14 protein-coding genes and 1 pseudogene are annotated in these 14531 nt (G+C 57.4%); 3 read left to right on the top strand and 12 right to left on the bottom strand.

From position 1 onward, the window contains the following. Positions 1 to 26: 26 nt before the first annotated feature. The 4 genes from R3175_RS03410 to R3175_RS03395 all read right to left on the bottom strand — a co-directional run bounded on the left by R3175_RS03410 (position 27) and on the right by R3175_RS03395 (position 2531). The gene (locus tag R3175_RS03410; protein WP_318942450.1) at positions 27 to 149 is read right to left on the bottom strand and encodes a hypothetical protein; all 123 of its coding nucleotides are present in this window, start codon (positions 147 to 149) and stop codon (positions 27 to 29) included. A gap of 141 nt (positions 150 to 290) precedes the next feature. Then, on the bottom strand, positions 291 to 878 hold the full coding sequence (locus R3175_RS03405) for an antibiotic biosynthesis monooxygenase (protein ID WP_318942449.1): 588 nt from the start codon (positions 876 to 878) through the stop codon (positions 291 to 293). A gap of 85 nt (positions 879 to 963) precedes the next feature. Further along, complete coding sequence (gene ycaC / locus R3175_RS03400) at positions 964 to 1584, bottom strand: isochorismate family cysteine hydrolase YcaC (protein WP_318942448.1); 621 nt, start codon at positions 1582 to 1584, stop codon at positions 964 to 966. Positions 1585 to 1658: 74 nt separating this feature from the next. Then, entirely contained in the window at positions 1659 to 2531 is an 873-nt protein-coding gene (locus tag R3175_RS03395; protein ID WP_318942446.1) for a pirin family protein, read from the bottom strand. 126 nt (positions 2532 to 2657) lie between these two features. Between R3175_RS03395 and R3175_RS03390 the strand changes: the two are divergent. Then, positions 2658 to 3355 (top strand): annotated as a pseudogene (locus tag R3175_RS03390) (LysR family transcriptional regulator). Here R3175_RS03390 and R3175_RS03385 read toward each other — a convergent pair. Then, positions 3301 to 3780 (bottom strand): SRPBCC family protein, encoded by a 480-nt coding sequence (locus R3175_RS03385; RefSeq protein ID WP_318942444.1) that lies wholly within the window; start codon positions 3778 to 3780, stop codon positions 3301 to 3303. The pseudogene R3175_RS03390 and the gene R3175_RS03385 sit on opposite strands and share 55 nt — an antisense overlap. A gap of 432 nt (positions 3781 to 4212) precedes the next feature. Here R3175_RS03385 and R3175_RS03380 point away from each other — a divergent pair, with 432 nt between their 5' ends. Further along, complete coding sequence (locus R3175_RS03380; protein WP_318942443.1) at positions 4213 to 5928, top strand: protein adenylyltransferase SelO; 1716 nt, start codon at positions 4213 to 4215, stop codon at positions 5926 to 5928. Positions 5929 to 6053: 125 nt separating this feature from the next. Here the strand turns inward: R3175_RS03380 and R3175_RS03375 are convergent, their stop codons facing one another. The 4 genes from R3175_RS03375 to R3175_RS03360 all read right to left on the bottom strand — a co-directional run bounded on the left by R3175_RS03375 (position 6054) and on the right by R3175_RS03360 (position 8537). Then, positions 6054 to 6503: an acyloxyacyl hydrolase gene (locus R3175_RS03375; protein ID WP_318942441.1), complete on the bottom strand. Its 450-nt coding sequence runs from the start codon at positions 6501 to 6503 to the stop codon at positions 6054 to 6056. 277 nt (positions 6504 to 6780) lie between these two features. After that, positions 6781 to 7056, bottom strand: coding sequence for a hypothetical protein (locus R3175_RS03370; protein ID WP_318942440.1), 276 nt, complete (start codon positions 7054 to 7056; stop codon positions 6781 to 6783). Between the two features lie 217 nt (positions 7057 to 7273). Further along, positions 7274 to 7822: an outer membrane beta-barrel protein gene (locus R3175_RS03365; RefSeq protein ID WP_318942438.1), complete on the bottom strand. Its 549-nt coding sequence runs from the start codon at positions 7820 to 7822 to the stop codon at positions 7274 to 7276. A 121-nt stretch (positions 7823 to 7943) separates the two neighbouring features. Further along, positions 7944 to 8537, bottom strand: a complete 594-nt coding sequence (locus R3175_RS03360; protein WP_318942435.1) for an NAD(P)H-dependent oxidoreductase — start codon at positions 8535 to 8537, stop codon at positions 7944 to 7946. A gap of 279 nt (positions 8538 to 8816) precedes the next feature. Here R3175_RS03360 and R3175_RS03355 point away from each other — a divergent pair, with 279 nt between their 5' ends. After that, positions 8817 to 10967, top strand: coding sequence for a TonB-dependent receptor (locus R3175_RS03355; RefSeq protein ID WP_318942433.1), 2151 nt, complete (start codon positions 8817 to 8819; stop codon positions 10965 to 10967). A 12-nt stretch (positions 10968 to 10979) separates the two neighbouring features. Here R3175_RS03355 and R3175_RS03350 read toward each other — a convergent pair whose 3' ends face one another. The 3 genes from R3175_RS03350 to R3175_RS03340 all read right to left on the bottom strand — a co-directional run bounded on the left by R3175_RS03350 (position 10980) and on the right by R3175_RS03340 (position 14410). Further along, positions 10980 to 11795, bottom strand: a complete 816-nt coding sequence (locus tag R3175_RS03350) for a hypothetical protein (protein ID WP_318942432.1) — start codon at positions 11793 to 11795, stop codon at positions 10980 to 10982. Then, positions 11792 to 12625, bottom strand: coding sequence for a citryl-CoA lyase (locus R3175_RS03345; RefSeq protein WP_318942431.1), 834 nt, complete (start codon positions 12623 to 12625; stop codon positions 11792 to 11794). Before R3175_RS03345 ends, R3175_RS03350 begins: the two co-directional genes overlap by 4 nt. Positions 12626 to 12691: 66 nt before the next feature. Next, the gene (locus tag R3175_RS03340) at positions 12692 to 14410 is read right to left on the bottom strand and encodes a thiamine pyrophosphate-binding protein (protein ID WP_318942430.1); all 1719 of its coding nucleotides are present in this window, start codon (positions 14408 to 14410) and stop codon (positions 12692 to 12694) included. Between the last annotated feature and the right edge of the window lie 121 nt (positions 14411 to 14531).

Genomic DNA, 14531 nt, shown 5'->3' with positions numbered 1-14531 from the left:
TTTCGACTCGCTCTTGCAGCAACCGGTCAGTCAGTACGCGGCACGGCGATGGTCTCCCAGGTGCCCACCAGCACAAGAACTAAAGTGGTCAGTACCGCCAGCATCACCGGTGAAATGAAGGGGGCGAGTGGAATCAGTAAGGCCAGCAACACCAGCCCTATGTGGTGGGACCGCCTGGTACGGCAATCCCGACCTCATAGGTTTACTCGAGCCTGGGAGTCAAGGGTCGCGATCAGTAGGAATAACTGAGCCCAATTCGGCCATAGGGTTACATCTTGATTGAATGGGGGCTACCGGAACAGCCAGCCTGCGACAAGGCGAACCACCCGGGGCATGATCAGGTACACCACTAGTGCAACGATGGTGGCCGCCACCAGCCCATGGCGAACGCCCCAAAGGGCGAGTTCCGGAACCCGATCGAACACCGGCTGGAAAACCGGGGGCACGATCATGGTCAGGGGCCAGATCACCGCGGTGGTGATGAGCCATTGCTTCCATCGCGTGGGTTGCCGCGCTTTGGATGTGGGGGGTGTGAACCAGAAATCGATGCCGCTCTTGATTTCAACCTGCTCATCGGATGCCAGGGCGGAGCGGATGTCGGAGAGCAGCTCCTTCCGGATGTCTGAGGCCAGCCACGCTTCGGCCTCCTCCTTGCTGGAAAATCGAACCGCAATCTCGAAGGTGTCGTGTCCTTCAGTCGGTCGAACAATGTGCACCCCCTGATGACCGGAGAATTCCGCTGCGGCGGCAATAATCTGCCTGAGCCAGGTCTCGTAGCGCTCCCGATACTGGGGGCGGACCGCGTGCCGGATCATAATTGACCTGCCGGCATTGTAGTGCACGCTGGGGGTGGCGGCTGTTGCTTCTTCGTCACTCATAACGTTGGTCCGTGATAAACACCTGGGTGCAAGGTCACGCCCATACCCACGGTCCCTATGGGTATGGAGCGCAGTGCTGCTTCGATTAGTCTTTCTGGGCCATGTAGCTCTGCATCAGGTTGGCGTAATGGGGCAGGTGATTGGCCAGGATGCCGCCAAACCCTTCAATGTCGTTACGCCAGTCGCGGTGCAGCTCACAGCCCACACTGAACCAGTTCATCAGTTGTGCGCCGGCCTGCTCCATGCGGCTCCAGGCAGCATCCCGGGTGGTCTGGTTGAAGGTGCCGGAAGCATCGGTCACCACAAAGACTTCAAAGCCTTCCTCCAGTGCCGACAGTACCGGGAAGGTGACGCAGACGTCGGTCACCACGCCGGCGATTAGCAGCTGCTTCTTGCCGGTGGCTTTTACCGCCTTCACGAAGTCCTCATTGTCCCACGCGTTGATCTGGCCAGGGCGGGCGAAGTAAGGGGCATCCGGAAACGCTTCTTTCAGCTCCGGCACCATCGGGCCATTGGGGCCGTCCTCGAAACTGGTGGTCAGGATTGTAGGGATGTTGAAGAACTTGGCGATGTCTGACAGGGCCAGTACATTGTTCTTGAAGTCATCCGGGCTGAAATCCCGGACCAGGGACAGCAGGCCGGCCTGATGGTCTACCATCAGCAGGGCTACATCGTCCTTGTTCAAGCGGTTGTATTTAAACGCCATGGTTATTCTCCTTGCTATTCCGTTGAGTTGAGGGCCGGCTGCAGCAGCCGGGCACGGCCAGCGAGCTCGTTGGCTTACTGGCGGTGTAGGGTGCCGAACTTCCCGTTCTGGAAGTCGACGACGGCTTGTTGGATATCTTCCTGCGTGTTCATGACAAATGGACCATGCCCCACGACGGGTTCATCGATCGGCTCCCCCGTGAGCAGCAGCATATGCGCCTGGTTGTTGGCCTGCAGGTGCACGCCATTGTCCTGCCGCGCGAAGCTGGCCAGCTCTGTTTCCCGCAGGATTTCTGCATCGTTGACCAAAATCGTGCCACTGAGTGCCGCCAATAAGGTGGTATGCCCCTCCGGCGCGGGTAAGGTAATTTCGCCGCCTGGCTTAAGGTGCAGGTCCCAGACATTGACCGGCGTGAACGTGCGCGCTGGGCCCTTGTGGCCCAGGTAGTCTCCGGCAATTACCCGAAGGTGGCCGTTTCCATTGTCCACCGGCACCGTGGGGATGTCCCCGTCGAGCAGGGTCTGATAGGCGGCCGGAGCCTCTTTCGCCCTGGCGGGTAAGTTAACCCAGAGTTGAACCATCTCCAGGGGGCCGCCACGCTCGGTGTACGCCGGCGAATGGAACTCCTCATGCACGATGCCCGAGCCGGCGGTCATCCACTGCACATCCCCCTCGCCAATCAGACCACCGCTGCCGGTGGAGTCCCTGTGCTCCAGTTCTCCCTGATAGACTAGCGTCACCGTCTCGAATCCCTTATGGGGGTGTTGCCCAACGCCGCGGCGGTGGCTCGCCGGTTCAAACTCCACAGGTCCGGCGTAATCCAGTAGCAGAAAGGGGCTGATGTTGGCCGCGCCCATTCGGTTATAGGAAAACAGCGAACGGACCGGAAATCCGTTGCCTACCCAGTGACCGCGGGGTGGGCTGTAGGTCGCAAGAATTCGTTTCAAGACCTGCCTCTTGACTGAATGATTCAGCGTCAAAGATAAGTGTTTGGAGAAAGCATAGGCCGAGTTATGTGACCTGTGTAGCCACCAGAATCTATACTCTGTGTTCCATGGATAGGACGAAGTCACATGCAGGATCTGAACGATCTCTATTACTTCGTACAGGTGGTCGACCACGGCGGGTTCGCACCGGCCGGGCGGGCACTGGGGGTGCCCAAATCCAAACTGAGCCGTCGGATCGCGGTGTTGGAAGACAGGCTGGACACCCGGCTGATTAATCGGTCCACCCGACGTTTCACGGTCACCGAGCTGGGGCTGGAGTACTACCGTCATTGTGTTGCCATGCTGGTGGAGGCAGAAGCGGCGCAGGAGGTGATCGACCGATCCCGAGCGGAGCCAAGGGGCGTGGTGCGGCTGAGCTGTCCGCCCGGTTTGATCTATTTTCACGTTGGTCAGCTATTGGTGCGGTTCATGGCCAGGTACCCGCACGTGAAGGTTGAGATTGACGTCTTCACGCTCAGGCAGGCGGCGCTGGAAGGGCTGGGCGTGGTACGCATGCTGTTGATTGTGGGCGGGCGAGACCTGACGGAAGGGCGGTTAATCAACGTCCTGCCGGGCTGGCAGCCCCGTGGCGGAATCCTTCACGCGGTTTTCCGTCACGCCGGGGGTTGCTGCCAGCCGTCCGGGCGTTACTGGATTACCTGGGGGGGTTCCATGGAGGAGGTGGATTTCACCATGCCCGAGGTAGGGGAGTCCGTGTAACACGAGCCGGTCACCTGTTGGCCGGCGCCTGGCCATTGGCGGTCATCCTGTCTCGAATGACCTGAATGGTGTCGATATCCGCCGCAATGTACGCCTGCTGAACAAACAGGTCGTAGGGCAAATCATCGCCAACGGTCTCCAGGTACCGGGCGCAGTAGCGGAAGCGAACAAAAAGTGACTGCGGCTCGGGTTCTTCGATGGTCATGGTGAGGCTGCCGCCCGCCATTTTGGCGGTAGGCACAATGTCATAATGCACCGAGCGTTCTTCGTCAAAGGTGACCAAATCCTTAACAACCAGCCCGGGTAGTTCAAGGCTACGCTGAAGGCGCCCATCATCCTGCCATTGGACTTCATATTCGCCCAATCCAATCACGAAATGCTCGGGCGAGGTTGCCCGCAGGACAAGCCCCTCCCATAACTGATGCCGGGTAAGGTTGGTTATCGAGGTATCTGTCAGATCATTCACCTGGACGACATGCTCAAACTGCACGGTGGACTCCTTGAAATGGCTGGTTTGTACGCGATTCAACGTTTTTCTCGATCATGGAGAGTATACAGCGCAAGACCGAAAAGCACGTTGGCGACGTGAACCCTAATCAAACACTGCTCGACACGCTGGTAGCGTATGCGTTGAAAAATACGGCAATACTACGAGCCCGCTGGACGACTACAGAAAGTACTAAGCTTCTGAAACAAAATATCAGTAACTTACCCACCAAAATCCACACAAAGTGCAAAAAGAACTTAAAGTAGATTCTAGGATAGGGCGCTGACACGAATTTCCACAAAAGTACGAAATTCGTCGTCCGAAAGGTTTTTGGTGGGTGTGGGGCTCGCAATAACCCAGTTAATTTGAAGAACTAAATTAACCATGCACAATCACACTGTTAACCATAATCATGCTCACGCATTAGGAGTTCCAATGCTAAAGCGACTGCCCCGGGAAACACCCCCGATTGTCGCCACCCTCGACGAGCTCGCTACGTTGGCAGACTATTCACTTATGGACACGCTCAACTGCGACCCTGAGGCGAAAGCAAACGGAGCTGACCACACGCCACGACAAGTCTTCTCGGGCCACTACGTTCCGGTCAGTCCCACGCCAATCGAAAACCCCGAATACGTCGCGCATGGGAAAAATCTGTTTCACGAACTGGGTTTCGCCGACAGCATGGCGCAGTCGGATGACTTCGTCCGCATGTTCTCCGGCGATTTATCCCATGTCCCGGAGCCGATGCGCAACGTCGGGTGGGCGTGCGGCTACGCACTTTCTATCTACGGCACCGAATTCATTCAGCAATGCCCATTCCAGACCGGTAACGGATACGGCGACGGCCGCGCAATTTCCGTGCTTGAGGCCGTCATCAACGGACGGCGCTGGGAAATGCAGCTAAAAGGTGGCGGTCGGACGCCATATTGCCGCGGCGCGGACGGCCGGGCGGTTCTGCGGTCCAGTGTGCGGGAGTTCCTGGCACAGGAGCACATGCACGCGCTCGGTGTGCCCACGTCACGGTCTTTGAGTCTCTATGTGTCGAAAACCGAGAAAGTCAGGCGTCCGTGGTATTCGGAGGGCTCACGCTCAATAGATCCGGATGTGCTTATATCTGAGCCCGTCGCCATCTCAACGCGTGTTGCACCGTCGTTCATTCGGGTAGGGCAGCTCGAGCTCTTTAGTCGTCGTGCCCGCAAGCAGGAACACCCGCAGGCGATGGAGGAGCTCGAGCAGATCGTCTTGCACCTGATTGATCGTGAGTACGGTGACGTTATCGACCAGACTCTTGCCACTGCCGAAAAAGTGGTGTTGCTTGCCCGTGCGTTTCAAAGTCGACTGACGTCGCTTGTGGCGAACTGGATCCGTGTTGGCTACTGCCAGGGTAACTTCAACAGCGACAACTGTGCGGCGGGTGGCTTCACGCTCGACTATGGACCATTCGGCTTCTGCGATGTGTTTGATCCGCAGTTCCAACCATGGACGGGTGGCGGACATTACTTTTCGTTCCTCAACCAACCAAGAGCGGCGGGACGCAACTTTTACTCGTTTTGTTCGGCGTTGCGGCCGTTGTTGGCAGGGCATCCGGATTACCTGCGGCAGCTCGACGAGATTCAAAGTGAGTTCCCGAAGGTGATGCAGGAGCAGTTGGAGAAGATGTGGGCGGCCAAACTTGGACTTGACGCCTTCCATGCAGACTTATTCAGTGAGCTCGCAACTCTGATGATGCAAGCGCCTGTTGATTACACCATGTTCTTTCGGGAACTCTCGTTGTTGCCTGACGACATTGGCCCACTCAAGAAGAGCTTCTACAAGGGCCCGATCTATGGCCCAGTCCCCGAAGGGATGGACAAGCGCTGGTCAGCGTGGCTCACAAAATGGAAGTCGCTCACTCGACCGTGTTCGAGTGAGGAGCTTACCAGTCAGATGAAGCTCGTCAATCCGAAGTACAGTTTGAGGGAATGGTTCGTTGTGCCTGCCTATCAGCAAGCGGCAGCGGGGAATTACGCTTTGCTGCGAGAGCTGCAGGAAGTCATGACGCAGCCATATGCCGAGCAATCGGAGGATGTGGAGAACAAATATTACGGGCTTAAGCCGCCGGAGCTCTTTGAGGTTGGTGGATTTTCACACTATAGCTGCTCTTCGTGATTTGTTAACCCTGGTTTACACCCAGAGCTGCGCATAATGTATATTATGTTAAATAACCTATGGGCTCGCCAATGAATCCCCCCTTCGGTAACGAGGAAACAGCCACGGCATCATTATTTGTCGAATCATATCGGTATGCTCAGTGATGCCACCAGGGATTCGGTGCCTGGGTTCTCGTCACTCAGACCGCCGTTGGACAAATGGTAGATGGCCAGCCCTAACCGGTAGTGATTGTCCAAGCGGTACGACAGCTCTAGCCCGGAGCGGAACTCTGTGGTGTGCCCCAGTTGAAGTCCGGGCTCTTCATGGAAGGCCCCGAAGCCGAAGCTTGGAGTGAGCAGCCAGCGACCCCTTAACTCGAAGTCCCGGCGCATTTCGACGTAGGCAAAGGTTGCACCGTTATCCACCCAGACATAGCCCACAGATGGAACCAGGCGATGGAAGTCGAGCGCCCTGAATCGGTATTCGATGCCATAGCGGGTGGCATTGTTCAGGGAGCGGTCCAACCCCTCTTCCCCGATATTGAGATTCAGTAAAGCCGGGTTTGCCTCGGCCTGGACCGCTAATGGCAGCATGGTGGTCACCGTCATTACTAGGCCAAGGCCGAGGTTCCTTGCAGATGAATGATGGCCACCGGCTGGAACAACCAATACTTCCAAGCGCTTTGAGCTGGGCGGTGGGCCTTCGGCTTTCATCTGCTTACCTACGCTCGAGCCGCTCGATCCTTTTACCTGGCAGGCAATGGAATACCCTGCAGCTTACTGAATAATGATAGTTGAACCTAAGGTGGGCGGCATCGTACGCAAGGTTTAACTTTTGGGCCCGCTTGGTTTAATCGCGTAGTGTCCCCTCTCAATCCGTCAGTTGGATGAACGTGATCTGGTCCTCGGAAAACGTCACTTCCTGTCCGTCCGACTGGCGCAGCGTGTACATGCCGGTGAATAGGTTCACGGTCAAGTCGCCGTGCAACTCGCAGTCACTGGTAACGCAGCCATCCAGCAAGACGGTCACACCCTTGGTGGTCTGCAAAGACGGTGCGATGTATATCCCTGTAACAAAAATGATCGGGAGCAACAACCAGAAGCGGATACGGCGTTTAAGAGAGTGGCTATCGCGGGCGTCGGTCATGCCTTGGGGTTTCTCTATTTGCGGGTATTGGGGGCTCAGAATGCCAGAAAACACTGTCCCTGGGCGAGCATGTTCGGTGAAATCCACGTTGTTTTGAGGAAGGTTGCCAGCGGTACCTGGAGCTGCGGGGCGTCAGGAAGGGAGCGCGAAAGCCTGAAGCATTAACCGGATGCAGGTGTGTCGTGCCTGCATCCTTTATAAACCGCGCTGAAACGCCTTAGAAGCTGAATGTCAGCCCCACCCCCAACCCATCGATGGTCGTGTCATCCTTGTCGAAGTACCGCATATACTCCAGATTACCCGAGAGCTCTTGCGTCATTTCCACGTTGACACCCAGGCCGTAGGACAAATCCGATTCGTCCTCCTTGAAGGTCCCCAGCAAGGTTTCCTGCTCCAATTCCACCCTGGTGAAGCCGATGATCGCGTAAGGCGTGGCAGGCGATTCGTTGGCCAGGTTCAGAGTCGCGTAGCCGCCAAAGAAGTTGTCCAGAGAGACTTCGACACCGTTAACCCGGTCATCGTCGATACCAAAGCCGGCACGGGCTTCCACGCCAAGAAACGGTGTGGCGAGTACGCCAATCTTGGCGGAAAGCGTGCTCACATCCGCCTCGTCGGCGCCTTCTGGATCTATCATCATGTAGCTATAATTTAAACCGGCGTAGGCGCCGCCCAGGCCCGATTTATACAGATCTCCCGCCTGGGCCGCACTGTAGGCGAACCCGGCTACCGTCGTCAGGCCCATCAACATCAGATTCCGCTTGATCATCTTGGTAACTCCTGTCTGGATGATGTTTTAGCAGTTGGTAACAAGATTGCACCTTTTGCCACCTTTAGCCAGCAATTCGCGACAAGATAACGTCAGTTTAATCGCAGGGTAAGGTTTGCCTTCAGGACTCGTTATCCATCTCCCGCATAATCGCCTCTAGACTCACCTTCGGACAAATCGCATTATTGATGTAATCCATCAGGCTGGTGGCCGCTCTGCGTATGTTTTTCTCTGCAGCGGCATCCGTACAGCGGCCATCGTCATCAAACACCTGCTGTACATGGGCAATTGAAACGGCCAGCGGCAGGGGCACGGCACCGACATGGGCGCAGATGGCGCGAAGCTGCTCACTGGATTTGATGGCGCCGATCGCGCCAGCCGCCACGCCCAGGATCGAAACCGGCTTCCCGGCGAGCATGCTGGGAAAGCCGAGGTTGTCGATGGCCAGCTTCATGGGGCTGCTGATGCCGCCGTGATACTCCGGCGAGGCTAGCAAGATCCCGGTGGCTTCCTGAACGGTTTTCTGAAAACGCTCAATGGCCTCGGGTTTGTTAGCCTGCAGGCCGGGTAAAGGCAGTTCCAGTGGCGCCAGCTCAATAGTTGAGACTTCCACGTTGGGGTGTTTTTTCAGTTCATCAACAGCCAACTCCATTGCCATGTGGCTGTAATTGCCGGGGCGCACACTGCCGCAGATTGCCGCTATTTTGATGCTCATCGGATCCAGTCCTTCTTGTGAGTGATTCCAGGTTCGACGGTATGGCTACTTTTAAGCTAGCACGCTCGGGAGGAAGTCGTGGTGCTTTATCGGGCCGAATCGCAGCGATCCGGCTTGCGCTCCGGCAAACAGCGTCTAGACTTCGGTTTAAAAAGGAGTTTTTGGATATCGGGCGGTTTGTGTCCGGCTTCTCACCAAATTTCTTCTCGGCGCTGGCCAAAGCTTGCCTTTAGTGTTAGAAATTAACTCCAATTAATTGATATCTCAATGATAAAGGCTATGGGGCACAACATAATGCTGCCGAGTGCACAGCGCATTCTTAATACCGCTATTGAGCAGGTGACCAGGGCAAGCCTGGTCTTTGGCTGTGTCCTGCTGCCCTGCTCCCTTCAGGCTCAGGAAGGCGAAGATAACCTCTGGGACATCCCGCTGGAAGATTTGGGTCAGATTCGCGTTGTCTCCATCGCATCCGGCACTGCCACACCACTGGACAAAGCCGCTGCTGTCACTTCGGTCATCGAGGCCAATGATGTTGCAGCCATGGGAGCGAACAACCTGGACCAGGTACTGGAGACGGTTCCTGGTCTACATGTCAATCATTCCGATCAGCTGTTCTCCTCCAAGTATATCTTCCGTGGAATCACCGCAGGGTTTAACCCACAGGCTTTGGTGCTGGTGAACGGAATTCCGATTACCACCATGATGTTTGGCAACCCGGGCAATGCCTGGAGGGGCATGCCCATCAAGGCCATAAAGCGGATCGAAGTGATTCGGGGGCCCGGTTCGGCCCTTTACGGCGCGGACGCCTATGCCGGTGTCATCAACGTTATCACCAAGGATTGGCGGGATACCCGCGGCGGCGTCGTGGGCGGCAGGTTTGGCAGTTTCAACACTCGCGGAGGCTGGCTCGAAGCCGGCACCCAGTTTGGCGACCTGGGAGCCAGTCTGGTCATCGAATACGAGGGCACGGACGGGTGGCGAGAAACCATCGAGCATGATGCCCAAACCAATTTTGATGCGGCCTTTGGCACCTCGGCGTCGCTGGCCCCGGGGCCCGTGAACACCTCGGCCGACCAGGTGGAAGCAAGGTTCGAGGTTGGCACAGACCTATGGCGGCTTCGGGCGGGCCTGCAGGACCGCCGTAACCTGGGTACGGGGCCCGGAATTGCCGAAGCCTTGGACCCCGACGGGCGGTACAGCTCTCAAAGGGTGAACGTCGATTTCACCTACAATTGGCGGGATCTGGTTGATGATCTGGATGTGGAAGCGCAGGTTAGTTACTTCAACCTCGACCAGGCCCCGGAAAACGACCTCACGCTCTTTCCCCCCGGTGCGTTTGGCGGACTGTTCCCAGAAGGGTTCATTGGCAGTCCCGGCTACAAGGAGAATCAGGCACGTATCGATCTCAGTGGCGTGTATCGCGGATTGGAAAACCACCGAGTGCATGCCGGCACCGGGGGCCTCTGGGCAGACCTGTATAAGGTAACGGAGAGTAAGAACTTCAATCCGGATTTCTCGCCCATAGGTTTCGTGCAGGATGTTTCCGATGATCCTGATCAGGTCTGGATGCCGGAGAAAGACCGCACCAGCTATTACCTGTTCCTTCAGGATGAATGGCAGTTCGCCCAGAATTGGCAGTTGGTCAGTGGCGTGCGATACGATCATTACTCGGATTTTGGCCAGACCGTCAATCCTCGTGCCGCCCTCATCTGGGCAACCACCGACGCGATCACGACCAAGCTGCTGTACGGTCGAGCGTTTCGGGCGCCCTCTTTGAACGAGCTTTTTGTTTCCAACAACCCCGTGGTTCAGGGCAATTCCGACCTCGATGCGGAAACCATTGATACGCTCGAACTGGCGCTGAGCCACCAGCTTACGTCCGAACTCTATTACGGAATTAACCTGTTCTACTATGAAATTGACGATCTGATCACCCAGGAGCCCATTACTGGCGCGGTTGCCACGGAATACCGCAATTCTGGCGAACGTACCGGCCATGGCGGCGAGTTCGAGCTTAATTATCAGCCAATCGATCGGCTAACCTTCGTTGCGAACTATGCCTACCAGGATTCGGAAGATGATCAGACGGGAGAATCGGTCGGCGAAGCCCCGAACCAACAGGCGTATGTCCGTGCGGAATGGCGGTTGGTACCACGGCTGCAGCTGACCTCACAGCTAAATTGGGTTGGCGAGCAGGAGCGGAATGCAATGGACTCGCGAGACCCGGTGGACGATTACACCACCGTCGATGTAACGATACGCACGACGGGCGATGCCTGGCGAGGGCTGGGATTGTCTTTGGCTGTTCGCAACCTGTTCGACGAAGATGTTCGGGATCCCTCCCCCTTCTCGGCGCCAGTTCCGTCGGTACCAGGGGATTACCCGATGCCGGGTAGAAACCTGACTGCCGAGGTGCAGTACAGCTTTTAACGAGGCAGTCCGTTAACGAGCCGTTGACCCAGCGTCATCCCAGTCCCTTTTTGCCGGGCCGTGATAGACAATACTGGTGCAGCGCATGGGAAAGAAGGCGCCTTCCGGCTTGTCATAGGCGTCCTGGAAACAGGGCACCATGCCGGCGAGGAAAATCGGCGTCATGAACAGTTGGTACTCCTGACAACTGAGCCCGACATCGGCCGCCAGGGCCGAATAGATGGCCCCAATATTCATGGAGTAGCCGTAGGCGCCGTTCAGATAATCGTAGACGTCCAGCGCCATGTTCAGATAGCGGCCATCGCCAAAACCCAGCTCTCGGGCCTTCTCCAGGGCATAAGGAATGCGTTCATCGTTTCGGGCCAGTGGGCGGCCGTAACCATAGAGAGTTCTTCCCCGGGACTTCTCCCTCTCCACGAAATCCATCAGTGAGCCGCCTTCATCGCACCAATGGCCGGCACGGTAGAAAAAATCCAGCGCCCGAACTTCCGGGCGTCGTCCGAAAATGGATGCTTCCGACACACTCATTCCAGCCATCAATGCCATCGAAGGTGTGGTCCGGGCGGTCCCGCCGAGCGCCGTCACATGATTGGGCCAGATGGATGGGTCGGGAAAACTGGTGGCCACGAAGAAGTAATTGAGCAGCCTGTAAACGGCTTCGCCGGGATCCCGCCCCAACACGCTGAATAGGTACAGGTGCAACCACTCATAGTCGCCCAGTTGCTTGTGCAGGTCGCGACCATGCATCACCACCCGCTCGGTGAGGTAGGCTTTCCCACGCCTGGTTGTCCAGTGCGATTCAGTTTCGAGCAGTCGGCGGTGACTCATGAGCTGGCTCCGTTTTCGCTCTCAGAGGGTATGGCGCCGGGGTCATCGGTCAGTTCAATGGCGTCGGCGTAAAATGGAAAGTTCTTCCACCCCATCCCTTGTTGTTCCAGGGCGTGGACGGCAGCGCCGGGCAGCCGCAGGATAAGGTACAACATGCTCCCCTGCTCGGGATTCAGCCCCAGATCGGTAAACGCGGCCCCGGCGATGCCGGCCATGGCCAGGGGATAACCAACTCGCTCTTCGAGAGGCCTGCGATTCCGTCTTAGCCACGCCAGATTGCCCTGCTTCGGCGCGAGTTCGCAAAGAAGCTCAAGGGTAGAGTGTTCCGGCGTGGGAAACTGGTCGCCATTGGGGTCAAAGCCGGGCGCATGCTCCATGGCCGGCCATATATCGGCGCGCTCGTCCTCCGGAGGTGCCTGCAACTGTTGAATCCAGGTATCCAACTCCTGACCGCATCGTTGCCAAAGCTCCATCACCAGGGCGACTTCCCGGGCGCCGCCGTACTGACCGGACCCAACGGCCAGGGCCGCCATCAGCGCCGAGCCAGGGTTGGTACCTGCGACGCCGCCGTTCATGGCAGCCCGCACACTGGCCTCCCGTGGCCCCGGATTGGCCAGACTCATGGCCAGCTTTTCCATCAAGGCTGTCTGTGCCGGTGTCGGGCGTTCACCGAGGAACATCAGCAGGAGGTACTCGAACCAGGATCCCTGTGGCAGCACCTGGCCATAGACGTCATAGCCGTGGCAATAGCAGGCCTTGGCGGCAAAGGGGTTATCCGGTTCTGGCTCTTCGAGCCAGAAATTGGAGTGATACACGTATTTGGAGGTCATCGATTGCACGTCCTTTTTGATTCCCGGGCCTACCTGCTTCCCGTGATCCAGCGTTGCTGCTTAGCCTTATACCGCTCCGGTCAACACTTTCATACGAGCGCCCATGGGTGGAACCTCGTCACCATCAACGATTACGTCGAGTACACAGGGGCCCGGCTCCCTAAGGATTGCCGGTACATCGAGCGCCCGCAACTCTTCCATGGTTTCAATCCGATGGGATTTGACCCCCAGGGCCTTGGCCAGATCGGCAAAGTTGACCTGGGGAAGAGCATTGCCAATCTGCTCGCCACCACTGAGCGCCTGACCGTGACGAACCATGCCCAGGGCTGAGTCATTGAGCACCACCATGAGCAGGTTGAGATTCTCCTGCAGCGCGGTGGTGATCTCCTGGCCTGACATCAGAACGCTGCCGTCGCCAGTAAAGCACACCACGGGGGTATTTCTTGATGCCGCGGCCATGCCAACCGACGTTCCGATCGCCCAGCCCATGGACGCGTAGCTGATGCCGATGTGAAAGAGGCTCTTAGGTTCGGATTGGGGCTTCCTGATGTTCCAGTAGTGTATGCCCCAGAGAAAGCTGTTGCCGGTGTCCATGAGCACCCTGGATTCCGGCGGGCAAACCTGGCTCATATGAGTCATCAGGGCCTGTGGCTTGATGGGGCCTTTTATCGCTGAACACTTTTCAGGGTTGTCGATCTTCACGTTCTGGGCGCTGTGGAACTCGCTCGTCAGGGCCTGCTTTTCCATACGAACGGGATCGCTGGCGAGCAGCTTGGCAAACGGCTTGAGCATCAACCTCGGCGACCCCAATACGACCAGGCGCGCTACGGTGGACCGGATCAAGTGCTCGGGGTTATCAGACAGGTGGATCATTCGGTCCGAGAGGATCGTGGTGGGATCCCAGCCGCAGGTGGAGACCTCATCCAGCGCCGTACCGATGACCAGTACCCGCTCGGCATTTTCGGGCTTCAGGGCCTCCATGGCGCTGCCGTGGCCGGCGAACCCGAACACACCCCGGTGGGCCGGGTGGTCGCTGTTCACCAGGCCTTTGCCCCGTGGTGTGGTGACCAGTTGCCAACCCCGGGCTTCCACCAGGGCCAGCAGTTCGTCGATCGCACCCACCGCGCCCTCGCCCAGGACAACAGTCACCTTGGTTACGGTCGCCAGATCCTTTAAGATCAGGTGCATCGCCCCCTGGCTTGGGGCAACATCATGGTTAATGAACGCGCGCAGGCTCTCATGACTGGTGGCGTTGACAACGGGCTGTCGCATCACGTCGAGCGGTATACTCAGATGGGCGGGGCCGGGCTGGTTGCTCAAGGTGTGGCTGATGGCCTGCAGTAATTTTTGCTCCAGTTGCGCGGAATGGGACACCAGGGTGTTGTAGCGGGTACAGCGTGAGAACATTTCCACCGTATTGATGCCAGTACAGGAAGTCTCCTGAAACGACCCCTGGCCGAACCGCTCCAATGAGGTTTGGGCCGTGATTACCAGCATGGGAATACCGTCGGTATAGGCCGAGGCGACCCCGGTGAGCATGTTGGTGGCCCCGGGGCCGGACGTGGAGCAGCAGACCCCCAGTTTGCCCGTCTCGCGAGCATAGCCTTCCGCCATGAACGCTGCACCGGTTTCGTGGCGTGCGATGATCGGGCGAATACCGCCCCGTCGTTCACTTCGGGCCAGGGCGTTGAACAGGGGCTCTATGCTGCCTCCGGGCACCCCAAAAACGTACTCAACGCCGAGCCGTTCCAGATAGCTTAGAATCAGGTCCCCATTTTCAATCATAACCACATCCTTTGTACCAAAGTGCCTTAAACAGCGAACATTGTTTATTGTTGGCCTGAGCGGTTGGTTGTGGTAGTGGCTCTTTGTGACGACGTGTCACCAAGCATGTGAGAATGTACCG

The sequence above is a fragment of the Marinobacter sp. genome, from assembly GCF_033722735.1.
Taxonomy (GTDB): Bacteria; Pseudomonadota; Gammaproteobacteria; order Pseudomonadales; family Oleiphilaceae; genus Marinobacter.
Note: the sequence above shows the minus strand (reverse complement) of the source record. Positions and strands in the feature narration are given on the sequence as shown.